Annotated in this window: 12 protein-coding genes; 6 read left to right on the top strand and 6 right to left on the bottom strand. The window is 75.0% G+C overall.

Annotated elements, in window-relative coordinates; genetic code table 11:
* Positions 1-134 precede the first annotated feature (134 nt).
* Positions 135-476 carry a hypothetical protein gene (locus IE182_RS26575; RefSeq protein ID WP_190112483.1) on the top strand — a complete coding sequence of 114 codons (342 nt, stop codon included), beginning with the start codon at positions 135-137 and terminating at the stop codon, positions 474-476.
* A gap of 34 nt (positions 477-510) precedes the next feature.
* Here the strand turns inward: IE182_RS26575 and IE182_RS26570 are convergent, their stop codons facing one another.
* Complete coding sequence (locus IE182_RS26570; protein WP_190112482.1) at positions 511-1,212, bottom strand: 3'-5' exonuclease; 702 nt, start codon at positions 1,210-1,212, stop codon at positions 511-513.
* An 84-nt stretch (positions 1,213-1,296) separates the two neighbouring features.
* Entirely contained in the window at positions 1,297-2,538 is a 1,242-nt protein-coding gene (locus IE182_RS26565; protein ID WP_190112481.1) for a DUF5919 domain-containing protein, read from the bottom strand.
* A 273-nt stretch (positions 2,539-2,811) separates the two neighbouring features.
* Here IE182_RS26565 and glgX point away from each other — a divergent pair, with 273 nt between their 5' ends.
* Together glgX and treY are read left to right on the top strand one after the other, a co-directional pair.
* The gene (gene glgX / locus IE182_RS26560) at positions 2,812-4,938 is read left to right on the top strand and encodes a glycogen debranching protein GlgX (RefSeq protein ID WP_190112480.1); all 2,127 of its coding nucleotides are present in this window, start codon (positions 2,812-2,814) and stop codon (positions 4,936-4,938) included.
* A 58-nt stretch (positions 4,939-4,996) separates the two neighbouring features.
* The gene (gene treY / locus IE182_RS26555; RefSeq protein WP_190112479.1) at positions 4,997-7,411 is read left to right on the top strand and encodes a malto-oligosyltrehalose synthase; all 2,415 of its coding nucleotides are present in this window, start codon (positions 4,997-4,999) and stop codon (positions 7,409-7,411) included.
* Here treY and IE182_RS26550 read toward each other — a convergent pair.
* Both IE182_RS26550 and zapE read right to left on the bottom strand, forming a co-directional pair.
* The gene (locus IE182_RS26550) at positions 7,408-8,274 is read right to left on the bottom strand and encodes a polysaccharide deacetylase family protein (RefSeq protein WP_190112478.1); all 867 of its coding nucleotides are present in this window, start codon (positions 8,272-8,274) and stop codon (positions 7,408-7,410) included. The genes treY and IE182_RS26550 overlap by 4 nt on opposite strands.
* 50 nt (positions 8,275-8,324) lie before the next feature.
* The gene (gene zapE, locus IE182_RS26545; RefSeq protein WP_190112477.1) at positions 8,325-9,452 is read right to left on the bottom strand and encodes a cell division protein ZapE; all 1,128 of its coding nucleotides are present in this window, start codon (positions 9,450-9,452) and stop codon (positions 8,325-8,327) included.
* Between the two features lie 72 nt (positions 9,453-9,524).
* Here zapE and IE182_RS26540 point away from each other — a divergent pair, with 72 nt between their 5' ends.
* Positions 9,525-10,298, top strand: a complete 774-nt coding sequence (locus IE182_RS26540; protein WP_190112476.1) for a pyrimidine reductase family protein — start codon at positions 9,525-9,527, stop codon at positions 10,296-10,298.
* Positions 10,299-10,457: 159 nt separating this feature from the next.
* Positions 10,458-10,949, top strand: a complete 492-nt coding sequence (locus IE182_RS26535) for an indole-3-glycerol phosphate synthase (protein WP_190112475.1) — start codon at positions 10,458-10,460, stop codon at positions 10,947-10,949.
* On the opposite strand, the gene IE182_RS26530 is transcribed toward IE182_RS26535, so the two are convergent.
* Together IE182_RS26530 and IE182_RS26525 are read right to left on the bottom strand one after the other, a co-directional pair.
* Positions 10,904-11,713 (bottom strand): ABC transporter ATP-binding protein, encoded by an 810-nt coding sequence (locus IE182_RS26530; protein ID WP_190112474.1) that lies wholly within the window; start codon positions 11,711-11,713, stop codon positions 10,904-10,906. The two genes, IE182_RS26535 and IE182_RS26530, sit on opposite strands and share 46 nt — an antisense overlap.
* Positions 11,710-12,774, bottom strand: a complete 1,065-nt coding sequence (locus IE182_RS26525) for an ABC transporter permease (protein ID WP_190112473.1) — start codon at positions 12,772-12,774, stop codon at positions 11,710-11,712. Before IE182_RS26525 ends, IE182_RS26530 begins: the two co-directional genes overlap by 4 nt.
* Before the next feature lie 175 nt (positions 12,775-12,949).
* Between IE182_RS26525 and IE182_RS26520 the strand changes: the two genes are divergently transcribed.
* Positions 12,950-14,274: sensor histidine kinase (locus IE182_RS26520; RefSeq protein ID WP_229845127.1), on the top strand; the 1,325-nt coding region annotated here is incomplete at its 3' end.

Raw genomic sequence — 14,274 nt, 5'->3', positions numbered from 1 at the left:
CCGGTACGGATTACCGTAGACCCGCACAGCCCAGACATCTAGGGACATCACACGACCTGCAGTAAGTGCAAGACGTGATTCCGATTTTGGGTAAACCCCGGTGATTCCGGGCGATTTCGGAGGTGTGTGAGGCAATGGACGCCGTGGACGACCCGCAGGAAGAGCCCCCCGCCGCCCTCTTCCAGCGCTGGGTGCACGCGCACGAGGAGGACTACGACGACGTGAGCGTCTACCGGCCCACCGGCTATGCCTTCCCGCCCGCGCGGGGCCGCAGCGGCGTGGAGTTCCGCACCGACGGCACGTTCGTCGACCATCCGATCGGGCGGGGCGACGCGCCGGCCTCGGTGCCGGGGTTCTGGCATGCGGAGGACGACCGGCGGATCACCCTGTCCTTCCCGGGGACCGGGCGGCCGGAGCGCGTCGTGGAGATCGTCGCCTGCGACGCGGAGGTGCTCCGGCTGCGGCAGCCGGGCTGACCCCCGCCGGGGCGCGGCCCCGGCGCGGTGCGCCTCAGCGCACCGGCCAGGTGCCGTCCACCACCGCGTCCTCCTGTCCCTGGCGGCGCAGCCACTTCTGGTAGCCCGCGGCCCACTCGCCGTACCAGCGGACCTGGTCGCGGTGGAGCTCCCAGAGGCCGGTCTCCGCTATGCGCGGGTGGCGCAGGGCGATGGCCCGGGCGACGCGCACCGCGCCCAGGGCGTCCGCGCCCGCCTCGTGCGCCCCGTCCAGCACGATTCCGTACTCCCGGCAGACCGCCTCCAGCGTGCGCCGGCCCTTGCGGTAGCGGTCCACCGCCCGGTCGATCGTGTACGGGTCGACGACCGGGCCCGTCCGGGCACCGGACAGCCGCTCGGAGAGCGGGGTCAGGCCGTGCCGGCGCAGCTCCGCCGCCAGCAGGCTGAGGTCGAAGGCGGCGTTGTAGGCCACCACCGGCACGCCCACGGACCAGTGGCCGGCCAGCACCGCGGCTATCTCCTCCGCGACCTCGGCCGCGGGCCGCCCCTGGGCTGCGGCCCGTTCGCTCGTGATGCCGTGGATGGCCGCCGCCTCGGCCGGGATCGGGACGCCCGGGTCCGCCAGCCAGTGCCGGCTGGCGACCACCTCCGCGCCCTTGGTCTCCACGACCGCGGCCGTGACGATCCGGGACTCGGCCGGATCGGTGCCCGTCGTCTCCAGGTCGAAGCCGATCAGCAGCTCCTCGTGCCAGCCCATGGCGGTTCCCCCTTCGGTGGTGCTTCCCCCGTCTGGTTCCCCAGCGTCGCACGGCCCACTGACAACGCCTCGGCTGCGCACCCGTCAGGAGACGGGCCGGGAGTCGGCCCAGACCCCCTCGAACTCCTCGCGGTAGGTCTCGAAGAGGCCCCCGGTGTCGTCCGCGGGGCGGCCCTCGCGCAGGACGTCCCGGCTGCCGCCCCGCAGCACCAGCACCGGCGACTCCATGCCGCGCGCCTTGCGCAGGTAGGACTGGACGACGGCCAGCCCGTCCGGGCCGTCGCCGTTGACGAGGTAGGCGGTGAAGCGCGGCGTCTCGTCGAAGACGCGGATCTCGAAGGCGGCGGTGTCGCGCAGCCGGTCGCGCACCCGCCGCATGTGCATGATGTTCATCTCCACGGACCGGCTCATCTCGCCCTTCTTGATCCCCAGTTCCCGCTCGCGGCGGCGCACCGCGCTGCTGGCCGGGTTGAGGAAGAGCAGCCGGGCGCGGCAGCCGGACTCCGCCAGGCGCACCAGGCGCCGGCCGGAGTAGTTCTGCACGAGCAGGTTCAGCCCTATGCCGACCGCGTCGAGGCGGCGGGCGTTGCCGAAGAGGTCCTCCACGGGCAGCTGGCGCTGCAGGCGGACCCGGTCGGGGTGGACGCCGACGACGTCGGCGTAGCGGTCGCCGACCAGGTCCTCGACGGCGTCGACGGGCAGCCGGTCGGCGGAGGGGGTGCCTCCGCCGCCGAGGATCTCCAGCAGGCGGGCCGAGGCCCGCTCGGCCTGGGCGAGGACGGCCCGGGAGAGGGCGCGGTTGCGGGAGACGACGTTGCGGGCCACCTCCAGCTCGTCCAGTGCGAGTTCGAGCTCGCGCCGGTCGTCGAGGTACGGCTCGAAGCACGGCCAGTGCTGGACGAGCAGTTCGCGCAGCTGCGGCAGGGTGAGGAAGCTGAGGACGTTGTCGTCGGCGGGGTCGAGCAGGTAGCCCTTGCGACGGCTGACCTCGCGGACGGCCACGGCGCGCTGCACCCACTCCTGGCCGGCGGGGCCGGCGGCGGCCACGACCCACTCCTCCTCGCCGTGCACGGGCTCGTAGACGGGCCGCAGCACGGCGGCCACGACGACGCGCAGCCGCTGTTCGACGAGGTTCAGCCAGATGTACGCCCGCCCGGCGCGGCGGGCGCGCGTGCGCACCTCGCTCCAGGCACCGGCGTCCCAGTCCAGTTCCGCCCCGATCTCCCTCGGGCGGGTCAGGGACACCACACCCGGTGGTGTGTCGGTCGAGCCGTCTCCCTCGGGGATTCCGTCCCCGGGGGGCAGCTCCAGCCCGCCCGAGCTCACCAGTGCACCGCCTTCCGCCCCCGTCCAACGATCAAGGCAGACTACTGTGCGGGCGGGAGGCGGTGCACGCGCCTCCGCAGCCCCTTCCGGACAACTCGCCGCGTTCACGTGGCGGTTGTCCGGCGGCCCGTGCGGCGGGAGTGAGCTGATTCATAGCCGGAAGAGTGGTGATCACCCGCTTGGCGGAGCCCGGGCGGCCCCGGTGGCGGCTTCCCGCTGGGGTTTTGGGGAAGATCTGCGGAAAGGGCCGCCCGGGGTGGAAGACTGACGCCCATGCAGGTCTGGCCGGGTCAGGCGTATCCCCTCGGCGCCACGTACGACGGCGCCGGGACCAATTTCGCGGTCTTCTCCGAGGCCGCCGACCGGATCGAGTTGTGCCTGTTGCACGACGACGGTTCGGAGACTGCGGTGGAGCTGCGCGAGAGCGACGCGTTCGTGCGCCACGCCTATCTCCCCGGCATCATGCCGGGCCAGCGGTACGGCTTCCGGGCCCACGGCCCGTACGAGCCGGCCCGTGGGCAGCGGTGCAACTCGGCCAAATTGCTGCTCGACCCCTACGCGAAGGCGGTGAGCGGGGCCGTCGACTGGGGGGAGGCGGTCTACGGCTACCACTTCGGGCGGCCGGAGAAGCGCAATGACATGGACTCCGCCCCGCACATGATGACTTCGGTGGTGGTCAATCCGTACTTCGACTGGGGCGACGACCGGCCGCCGCGCACGGACTACCACCGCACGGTCATCTACGAGGCCCATGTGAAGGGCCTGACGATGCTGCACCCGGCGCTGCCGGAGGAGGTGCGCGGCACGTACGCCGCGCTCGCGCACCCGGCGGTGATCGAGCACCTCACGGAGCTGGGGGTCACCGCGATCGAGCTGATGCCGGTGCATCAGTTCGTCAACGACCACCGGCTGGTGGACGCGGGGCTGGCCAACTACTGGGGGTACAACACCATCGGCTTCTTCGCCCCGCACAACGCCTACGCCTCGTGGGGCGACCGGGGGCAGCAGGTGCTGGAGTTCAAGTCGGCGGTGCGGGCGCTGCACGCGGCGGGCATCGAGGTGATCCTGGATGTGGTGTACAACCACACGGCCGAAGGCAATCACCTGGGCCCGACGCTCTCCTTCCGGGGGCTGGACAACGCCTCCTACTACCGGCTGACGGACGATCCGCGCTACTACATGGACACCACCGGCACCGGCAATTCCCTGCTGATGCGCAGCCCGCACGTGCTGCAGCTCATCATGGACTCGCTGCGCTACTGGGTGAGCGAGATGCGGGTGGACGGCTTCCGCTTCGATCTGGCGGCGACGCTGGCCCGGCAGTTCCACGAGGTGGACCGGCTGTCGTCCTTCTTCGACCTGGTGCAGCAGGATCCGGTGGTCAGCCAGGTGAAGCTGATCGCCGAGCCGTGGGACGTGGGCGAGGGCGGCTATCAGGTCGGTAATTTCCCTCCGCTGTGGACCGAGTGGAATGGGAAATTCCGCGATACGGTGCGGGACCTCTGGCGCGGCGAGCCGGCCACCCTGGCCGAGTTCGGCTCGCGCCTGACCGGCTCCTCCGACCTCTACCAGGGCGACGGCAGGCGCCCGCTGGCGTCCGTCAACTTCGTCACCTGTCACGACGGCTTCACCCTGCACGACCTGGTCGCGTACAACGACAAGCACAACGAGGCCAACGGCGAGAACAACCAGGACGGCGAGGGCCACAACCGCTCGTGGAACTGCGGGGCCGAGGGCGAGAGCGACGACCCGGGCGTGCTGGAGCTGCGCGAGCGGCAGATGCGCAACTTCATGGCCACCCTGCTGGTGTCGCAGGGCGTGCCGATGCTCAGCCACGGCGACGAGTTCGCCCGCACCCAGCAGGGCAACAACAACGCCTACTGCCAGGACAGCGAGCTGTCCTGGGTGCACTGGCCGCGCCCGGGCGAGGAGTCCTCGGAGCGGGCGCAGCGGATGCTGCGCTTCACCCGCTCGCTGGTCTGGCTCCGCCGCGACCACCCCGTCTTCCGGCGCCGCCGCTTCTTCCACGGCCGTCCGGTACAGGGCACCCACGACGACCTGTCCGACATCGCCTGGTTCACCCCGGAAGGGGAGGAGATGCAGCAGGGCGACTGGCAGGCCGCCCACGCCCGTTCGCTGACCGTCTTCCTCAACGGCGGGGCCATTTCCGAGCCGGGGCCGCGCGGTGAGCCGATCGTCGACGACTCCTTCCTGCTGATGTTCAACGCCCACGACCGGCCGCTCGACTTCGTCGTGCCCATGAACCACGGCAGGCAGTGGCAGGTGATCGTCGACACCGCCCGCCCCGAGGGCGCCGCTCCCGGCGGCCCGAAGGTGGCGGCCGGGGAACGGATGACGCTCACCGACCGCAGCCTGACGGTGCTGCAACGACCCGCCTAGCACATCGGAAGCGAAGCGGGCTGCGGCATCCGGGCCCGTTGTGGGTACGCATGTTCCCGTGAAGCGCGACATCTGCTCCCCGCCGACCGCCACCTACCGGCTCCAGCTCCAGCCCGCCTTCCCCTTCGCGGCGGCCGAGCGGGCCGTGCCGCACCTCGCCGCCCTCGGCGTCTCCCACCTGCACCTCTCCCCCGTGCTGGAGGCCGTGCCCGGCTCCACCCACGGCTACGACGTCGTCGACCACACGGCCGTGCGCGCCGAGCTGGGCGGGGAGGAGGGCCTGCGGGCGCTCTCCCGCACCGCCCGCGCCCACGGCCTGGGGCTCGTCCTCGACATCGTGCCCAACCACATGGCCGTGCCCGCGCCCGAGCACCTCAACGGGCCGCTGTGGCAGATGCTGCGCGACGGCCCGGCCTCCCCCTGCGCCCGCTGGTTCGACGTCGACTGGTCCGAGCACGGCGGCAAGGTCCTGCTGCCGGTGCTCGCCGGCCGGCTCGGCGCCGAGCTGGCGCGCTTCCGCACGGGCGAGGGGCCCGGCGGCGAGGCCGTGCTGCACTACGGCGACCACGTGCTGCCCGTGCGGCCGGGCACCGAACGGCTGCCGCTGCCCGAGCTGCTGGACGCCCAGTGGTACCGCCCCGCCTGGTGGCGGCTCGCCCGCACCGAGCTGAACTACCGGCGCTTCTTCACCATCGCCGAGCTCATCGCCGTGCGCGTCGAGGACCCCGAGGTCTTCGCCGCCACGCACGCCAAGGTGCTGCAGCTGCTGCGCGAGGACGTCGTGGACGGGCTGCGCGTCGACCACCCCGACGGCCTCGCGGACCCGCCCGGCTACCTGCGCCGGCTGCACGAGGCCACCGGCGGCCGCTGGACGGTCGTGGAGAAGATCCTCAGCGGGGACGAGCGGCTGCCCGCCGCCTGGCCCGTCGCCGGCACCACCGGCTACGACGCCCTGCGCGACCTCGACGGGCTCTTCACCGACCCCCACGGGGCCGCCGCGCTCACCGCCGCCTACCGCGCCTTCACCGGGGCGCCGGCCGACCGGGGCGGCGACTGGCCCGCGACGCTGCGCCGCGCCGCCTACCGGGTGGTCACCCACGAACTGGCCACGGAGGTCGGGCGGCTGGTGCGCACCGCCACCCGGCTGTGCGAGGCCGCCCACCCCCTGCGCGACCACGCCCCCTGGGCCCTGCGCACCGCCCTGTGCGAGATCCTCGTCCGGCTGCCGGTCTACCGCCCCTACGCCGCGCCCGGCCGGCCCGTCGCCCCCTCGGACGCGGCGCTGCTGGACGAGGCCGCCCAGGGCGCCCGCACCGCCTTCGCCGTCCCCGAGGAGGCCGAGGTCGTCGAGCTCGTCCGGGACGCGGCCCTCGGGCGGCTCGGGGACGGCCCGGACCAGCGGGACTTCTGCGCCCGCTTCGCCCAGACCGCCTCCGCGCTGCGCGCCAAGTCGGTGGAGGACACCGCGTTCTACCGCTACGCGCCGCTGCTCTCGGCCACCGAGGTCGGCGCCGTCCCGGACCGGCCGGCCCTGGCCCCGGCCGACTTCCACGCCCACTGCGCCCGCCGGCAGCGCCACTGGCCCGCCGGCGGCACCGTGCTCTCCACCCACGACACCAAGCGCAGCGCCGACGCCCGGGCGCGGATCGCGGCACTGAGCGAGTACCCGGGGCGGTGGGCGGAGCTGATGGACCGGCTGTGGGCCGAGGTCCCCGCACCCGATCCGCACGTGGCGTGGGTGGCCTGGCAGAACGCCGTCGGGCTCGGCGCCCGGGACGGCGGGCGGCTGGCCCCGGCCGTCCTCAAGAGCGTCCGCGAGGCCGCCCTGCTGACGACGTGGACCGAGCAGGACACCGCCTACGAGGCGGCCGTCGAGGCGTTCGTCGCGGCCGGCCCGGCCGGCCCCGCGCACGAGGCGCTGACCGCCCTGGCACGCGAGACGGAGCCGACCGTACGCGCCCATGTGCTGGGCGCGGCCCTGCTGCACCTGACGATGCCGGGCGTCCCGGACGTCTACATGGGCACGGAGTCGGTGTACGCGGCGCTGGTCGACCCCGACAACCGGCAGCCGCCGCGCTTCCCGCCCGGGGACGGCGAGGGGCCGGGCGAGGGGCTGGACGGGCAGAAGCTGCGCCTGACCCGCACGGCCCTGCGGCTGCGGCGGGCGCATCCGCAGTGGTTCGGGGCAGGGGGTGCGTACGAGCCGGTCGTCGTGGACGGCCCGGCGGCCGAGCACTGCGTGGCGTTCGCGCGGGCGGGCGAGGTGGTCACGGCGGTGACGCGGCTGCCGCGCCGCCTGGCGGAGGCCGGGGGCTGGCGGGGCGCGGTGCTGCCGCTGCCCGGGGGCGGCCCGTGGCGGGAGCTGCTGACGGACCGTCCGTACGAGGGGTGCGCACCGCTGGACCGGCTGCTGGGGCCCTGGCCGGTGGCCCTGCTGATACGGGCGCGGGAGGCCGGCCAGGGCACGCCCTAGCGGCCGGCGGCCGCGCCGATCAGGTCGGAGACGCGGACGAACTCGTAGCCCTTGGCCCGCAGCTCCGGCACGATCCGCCGGACCGCCTCCTCCGTCGTCGGCGCCGCGCTGCGCGTGCAGTGCATCACCACGACCGAGCCCGGCTTGACCTGCGAGATCACCTGCGTCGCCACGGGGGCCGCCTGTTTGGCGAACGCGTCGCCGCTGACGACGTCCCACTGCACGGCCGTCACCTTCGCCGGGCCGATCTCCCGTAGCGCCGCCTCGTTGTGGCAGCCGCCGGGGAAGCGGAAGTAGGGCACGATCCGCTCGGCCCCGGCGCGCCGGAAGGCCGTGAACGCGCGCTCCACGTCGGCCCGGGCCTCGCCGGGCGGCACGGTCGGCAGGCGGTAGCAGGGCGTCGAGAAGGCGTGGTGGCTGTAGGAGTGGTTGGCCAGTTCGAAGAGGGGGTCCGTGCCGATGGACTTGGCCTGGTCCGGGTACTGCTCCGCCCACCTGCCGGTCATGAAGACGGTGGCGGGGACCTTCAGCCGGCGCAGGGTCTCGATCAGCGCGGGGTTGTCGAAGTGCTCGCCCCGGGCGGCGCGCGGGCCCTGATCGGACGTCATGTCGGCGTCGAAGGTGAGGGCGACCTTCTTGCCGCCGTCGCGCCGGCCGTGCGAGAAGACGGGGGCGGCGCCGCCGGGGCCGGGCGGCAGGGTGGGGGCGGGGGTTGCGGACGGGCCGGCGGTGGCAGAGGCGGACGCCTTGGCGCTCGCCGGTCCGGTGGAGGCAGGCTGGGCCGTTCCGCTGCCGCCGCAGGCGGTGAGGGTGCAGCACAGGAGGGCCGCCACGGCGAGTGCGGCGCGCGGGGGTCGGGGCATGGGCCGATTCTTTCCCCCACCCCGCCCCTTCCCGAAACCGGGGCTGCGCCCTACGCCTCGACGAGCCCCTTCGCGTCGCGCGCCAGCGCGGTGAGGCGGGAGATGGCCCGGAAGTACTTCTTGCGGTAGCCGCCGTTCAGCATCTCCTCACTGAACAGCTCGTCGAACGGGCGTCCCGACGCCAGCACCGGCACCTCGCGGTCGTAGAGCCGGTCGGCGAGCACCACCAGGCGCAGGGCCGTCGACTGGTCCGGCACCGGCTCGACGCCGGTCAGGCAGACCGCGCGGATGCCGTCGCACATGGCGCCGTAGCGGCTGGGGTGGACCTTCGAGAGGTGGTCGAGGAGGTCGGGGAAGGCGTCGTAGGAGGCGCCGTCCGTGGCGTGCGCCACCCGCTTGACGGTGTCGTCGTCGTGCGGGGCGGGCGCCTGCGGCAGGCCGCGGTGGCGGTAGTCCTCGCCGTCGATGCGCAGCGGGCGGAAGTGCGCGGACAGGCCCTGGATCTCGCGCAGGAAGTCGGCGGCGGCGAAGCGGCCCTCGCCGAGCTTGCCGGGCAGGGTGTTGGACGTTGCGGCCAGGGCGACGCCCGCGTCGACGAGCTTGCCCAGGAGCGTGGAGACGAGCACGGTGTCGCCCGGGTCGTCGAGTTCGAACTCGTCGATGCACAGGAGCTTGTGGCCGCTGAGGGTCTGCACGGTCTGCTGGAAGCCGAGGGCGCCGACGAGGTTGGTCAGCTCCACGAACGTGCCGAACGCCTTCTGCTCGGGCGCCGCGGCGGTGGCGTGCCAGAGGGAGGCCAGCAGGTGGGTCTTGCCGACGCCGTAGCCGCCGTCGAGGTAGACGCCGCGGGGGCCGGCGGGGGCGGCGGGCTTCGTCTCGCGCCGGAACCAGCGCTTGCGGCCGCCGCTCTCCGCGGCGCCGCCGAGGCCGGCGGCGAAGCCGCTGAGGACGGTGACGGCCTCGGCCTGGCTGGGCTGGTTCGGGTCGGGTATGTAGTTGTCGAACCGCACCGAGCCGAACCGCGGCGGCGGCACCATCTCGGCGACCAGGCGGTCGGCCGGGACGTGCGGGGCGCGCGAGGTCAGCGCGACGGGCTGCCCGGCCAGGTCACGTCCGGCTGCGGGACTGCTCGCGGCGGAGCCTGCTGCGCTTGCGGGGGATGCGGTGGAGGACGACACAGCTGTCCAGGGTAGCCCCGGGACGAGGAGGAGAAGGCCGCGCGCGGGGCGACCCGTGTCACACTGCGGCCTATGCGACGCCTGTTCCCCTCCCCGCTGAGCCCCTCCGACCTCGACGACCGCGAATGGGGGCTGGACGAGCTCGCCGACCTCTACGCCTACCCCTCCGACGTGCCCGCCGGCGGCGCGTGGCTGCGGGCCAACATGGTCTCCTCGCTGGACGGCGCCGCCCACCACGAGGGGCGCTCGCAGCCGCTGTCGTCCGCCGCCGACATGCGGATCTTCGGCACCCTGCGGGGGCTCGCCGACGCGGTGGTGGTGGGCGCCGAGACCGTGCGGCAGGAGGGGTACCGGCCCGCGCGGGCACGCGAGGCGTTCGCGGCGCGGCGGGCGGCGCTGGGCCAGGGGCCCGCGCCCGTCATAGCGGTGGTGAGCGCCGGGCTCGACCTGGACTTCTCCCTCCCCCTCTTCGTCTCGCCGCTCGTGCCCACCGTCGTGCTGACGGGCGCGGACGCGCCGGCGGAGCGGGTGGCCGCGGCCCGGGCCGCGGGTGCCGAGGTGATCGTGGCGGGCGAGGGGCCGGGGGTGGATCCCGTGCGGGTGCCGCAGGTGCTGGCCGAGCGCGGGCTCACCCGCCTGCTCACCGAGGGCGGGCCCCGGCTGCTGGGGCAGTTCGCCTCGGCGCAGGTGCTGGACGAGATGTGCCTGTCGCTGGCTCCGGTGGTGGCCACGGGTACGGCGCCGCGCATCATGGCGGGCCCGCCGCTCGCGGTGCCGGAACGCTTCGCCCTCGGCTCCGTGCTGGAGGACGGCGGCTTCCTCTTCACCCGCTACCGAAGGATCTGACAATCGGCGGAATTTGCCGTTCCGGTTCGCTTCCGGTGGGCAGAATTGAGTCAGACGCTCCCCCGAGGGCACAGGATCACAACAGGCGGGCTCATGGGGAGCACGCGCAGGATGGTTTCTGTTGGGCCCGGCTGGGCCACGTAGGAGAAGGGCCCTCACGTGTTCACGAGCGTATTGATGATCGAGCAGCCGCTGTCCGCCGCGGACGTCGATTTCGTCACGACCCTGCACGACGACGACCTGTCCTTCGTGGTCCTCATGCGGCCCCGCGGGGACGAGGACCGGCTGCTGCGCGCCATCGACGACGTGGCCCTCGGTGAGCTGGAGCAGGCCGTCCACGAGGCCGACGAGCCCGAGGGCGAGGCGGCCCTGCGGCCCGCCGCCCTCGCGCTGGAGCACTCCCTGCAGAGCCTGCGGACGGCGGGCTGCGAGGCCGTCGGCCAGATCATCGACAAGCACCCGCTGGACCTGCTGCGCTCCGTCGTCGAGCAGACCCACGCCGACGAGGTGATCGTGCTGACCGCCCCGCACCTGGTCGAGGAGTTCTTCCACCGCGACTGGGCGTCGCGCGCCCGCCACAAGGTCGGCGTGCCCGTCCTGAAGCTCTACGCCCACAACGACGTGGAGGAGACGCCGGACGAGGAGGAGTGAGCCGGGCCGGCGCCCAGCCGGCCGTCGCGCATCTCCAGCACGCGGTCCGCCCGGCCGAGCAGCGTCCGGTCGTGGGTGACCAGCACCGTCGCCGTCCGGTGCCGCCGGGTGACCTCGGCCAGCAGCTCCACGACCCGCTCGCCGCGCTCGTGGTCCAGGGCCGACGTCGGCTCGTCCACCAGCAGCACCGACGGGCCGCCGGACAGCGCCCGGGCGATGTTCACGCGCTGCCGCTCGCCGCCCGAGAGCCGGTGGGGGCGGCGGGCCCGCTGCGCCGCGTCCAGCCCGACCGACTCCAGCAGCCCGGCGGCGTCCGCCCGCGCCGCCCGCGCCCACGGCCCGAACGGCGCGCGGAGGCGTCCCCGCCGGCCGCCCCGCAGGTGCGCCACCGCCATCAGCTGTTCCTCGGCCGTCAGCGACGGCAGCAGGTTCGGCTGCTGGAAGACGATGCCGATCCGCTCGCGGCGCAGCGCCGTGCGCTCCTTCGCGGTCGTCCCCGAGGTGTCCCGCCCGGCCACGACCACGCGCCCCGCGTCCGGGCTCAGCAACGTCGCGGCCACCGCCAGCAGGGTCGACTTGCCGGACCCGGACGGGCCGACGACGGCCACGAGCTCGCCCTCGGCCACGGACAGGGACACCCCGTCCAGGGCGGTGAGCCGTCGGCCGCCGTCCGGGTAGGTGAGGGTGACGTCCTCCAGCGACAGTGCGGTCGCGGCGGCTGCGGGGGTGGCGGCCGGCGGGCGGCCGGCGGGTGTGGCGGTCATCGGGAGGCTCCCAGGGCGGTCAGCGGGTCGACGGAGGTGATACGGCGTACGGCGAGGGCGGAGCCGGCCAGTCCCAGCAGCACCATCGCCGCCACCGGCGCGGCCACCGCGGCCGCGCTCAGTTCGAACGGGACCGCCGCCGCGGCCGGCACCCCGGCCAGCACGCCCGCCGCGGTGCCCGCGGCGGTCCCGGCGGTCAGCACGAGGGCGGCCTGCCCGAGGGCGTCGCGCAGCAGGTAGGCGCTGCTCGCCCCCACCGCCCTGAGCACCGCCGCGTCGGGGCGCCGCTGCACCGTCCACACGGCGAAGAAGGCCCCCACCACCAGGGCGCCCACCACGACCAGGAAGCCCTGGACGAGCCGGAGGGTGCCGTGCTCGGCGGCGTAGCCGTCGATGCCGTCCAGCGCCGCGCGGAGGCCCACGGCCTTCGTCGTGCGCGCCGCGGCGCCCGGGGGGCTGCCGCCGCCGGTCACGGCGAGCACGGTCGGCTGCGGCTGGCGGGTCACCTCGCCCCAGGTGGCGAGCGTCGTCCACACGGCGGGGGCGTGGGCGTGGCTGCGGTCGGCGGTGATGCCGGAGACGGTCAGCCCGCGGGTGCCCAGGGTGATCCGGTCGCCGGGGCGCAGCCCGTTCTCGCGGGCGGTGCGCTGCCCGACGGCCACCTGGCCGTCCCCGGGCGCGGTGCCCGTCCGGAGCGCCGGGAGCAGTTCCGCGGAGGCGCCGAGGACGCTCACGGGGAGGGCGTGGCCGCCTGCCGCGAGACGCGTCATCGCCACGCCCAGCGGACGGGCGGACCGCACGCCCGGTGCCCGCCCCCACGCGGCGGCCTGCCGCTCGTCGACGGTGCTCTGGGAGAAGGACGCCCGCGGCTCGCCCCCGGCCGGGGCGCCGAAGACGATCCGGTCCGCCGGCAGCCCGGCGACGGCCGACGTCGCCTCCCGGGCCAGGCCGGCGGTCAGGCCGTGGAGGAAGACCACCAGCAGGGTGATGAGCGCGACGACGGTGCCCATGAGGGCGAACCGCCCCCGGGCGAAGCGGATGTCACGGAGCGCGACGAACACGGGGAACCCTTCCGGGGCTCGGGCAACGACCCCTCCACGGTCGCCCGCGCGGGCCCGCCCGCCATCAGGGCAAGGAGCGGTTGCGGGCTCGTCCCTGCGGTGCACCCGGAAATCCATCGAACGGTTGATGGCCACGGCGGCGAGGGCCCGCCCGGGGGCCCGTAGGCTCGATGGGATGAGCCGACCGTCCCTCGCCGCCGCCACCTCCTCGGCGGGCGACCCCCCGCGCGGCCCGCGGCGGCCGGGCGCCTCGCTCGCCGACGTGCGGGCCGGCTTCGACGTGCCCTCGCTGCGGCTGGTGCGGCTCGCGCTGCACGGCGCGTTCTACGCCCTGCTGCTCGTCGCCCTCGGCCCCACGCTCCTCGGGGACGGCTCCCCGGCCGTCCTGCCGCCCGCCTGCGCGCTCGCCGTCGTCTACGGGGCCGGGCTCGTCCGGCACGGCCGGCGGCCCGGCGTCGCGCTGGCCGCCGTGACCGCGCTCTGGCTGCTCCTGCTGGCCATGGACCACGGCTTCAGCTACCTCGCCTTCCCGCTGTTCTTCCACTTCCTGCGCGCCCTGCCCGTGCGCCGGGCGCACGCCGCCGTCGCGGCCGCCACCGCGGCGGTCGTGGCCGCGCAGGCGGCCGCACCCGGCGGGCTCACCGTCGCCAAGGTGATCGGGCCGGTGGCCGGGGCCGCGGCGGCGCTCCTGACCGGGTACGGCTACGCCGCGCTGTCCCGGGAGAGCCGCCGGCGCCAGCAGCTCATCGACGACCTGGTGCGCACCCGGGACGAGCTCGCCGCCGCCCAGCGCGAGGCGGGCCGCCTCGCCGAGCGGCAGCGGCTGGCCCGGGAGATCCACGACACCCTCGCCCAGGGCCTGTCCAGCATCGTGCTGCTGGCCCGGGCCGCGGAGACCGCCGCGCCCGCCACGGTGCCGGAGCGGGTGCGCGAGATCGGCCGTACCGCCTCGGACAACCTGGCCGAGGCCCGGCGGTTCGTCCACGCCCTCGTCCCGCCCGCCCTGGCGGAGGCGCCGCTGCCGGAGGCACTGCGCCGGGTCACCGCCCGGGCCCTCCCGGGGGCCGTCTTCCGGCTCGACGGCGAGCCCTGCCCGCTGCCCGTGGAGTGCGAGGTCGCCCTGCTGCGCCTGACCCAGGAGGCGCTCGCCAACGTCGCCCGCCACGCACGGGCCGCGCACACCGCCGTGACCCTGGCCTACCTCGACGGTCAGGTCACGCTGGACGTCTACGACGACGGCGTCGGCTTCACCCCGGGCGAGGGCCCCGCCGACGGGCGCCGCACCTTCGGCCTCCACGGCATGCGCGAGCGCATCGCCGAACTCGGCGGCACCCTGACGGTCGAGTCCGCACCCGGCGAGGGCACGGCCGTGGCGGCTGCCGTACCGGTGCAGGCCGCAGGTGCGGGACGGGCCGGAGCCGCCGGAGCCGCCGGAGCCGCCGGAGCCGCCGGAGCCGCCGGAGCCGCCGGAGCCGCCGGAGCCGCCGGAGCCGCCGGAGC

It is taken from the genome of Streptomyces cinnamoneus (genome assembly GCF_014650495.1).
In the GTDB taxonomy this organism is placed as follows: Bacteria; Actinomycetota; Actinomycetes; order Streptomycetales; family Streptomycetaceae; genus Streptomyces; species Streptomyces cinnamoneus.
The sequence above is the reverse complement of the archived record's forward strand: the minus strand, read 5'-3'. Positions and strand labels throughout refer to the sequence as shown.

What these genes read in the sequence shown, in the direction of transcription:
- IE182_RS26530 (WP_190112474.1), bottom strand. Translation starts at nt 11,713, where the DNA reads ATGACCGCCACACCCGCCGGCCGCCCGCCGGCCGCCACCCCCGCAGCC.
- IE182_RS26550 (WP_190112478.1), bottom strand. Translation starts at nt 8,274, where the DNA reads ATGCCCCGACCCCCGCGCGCCGCACTCGCCGTGGCGGCCCTCCTGTGC.
- IE182_RS26540 (WP_190112476.1), top strand. Translation starts at nt 9,525, where the DNA reads ATGCGACGCCTGTTCCCCTCCCCGCTGAGCCCCTCCGACCTCGACGAC.
- IE182_RS26570 (WP_190112482.1), bottom strand. Translation starts at nt 1,212, where the DNA reads ATGGGCTGGCACGAGGAGCTGCTGATCGGCTTCGACCTGGAGACGACG.
- IE182_RS26575 (WP_190112483.1), top strand. Translation starts at nt 135, where the DNA reads ATGGACGCCGTGGACGACCCGCAGGAAGAGCCCCCCGCCGCCCTCTTC.
- glgX (WP_190112480.1), top strand. Translation starts at nt 2,812, where the DNA reads ATGCAGGTCTGGCCGGGTCAGGCGTATCCCCTCGGCGCCACGTACGAC.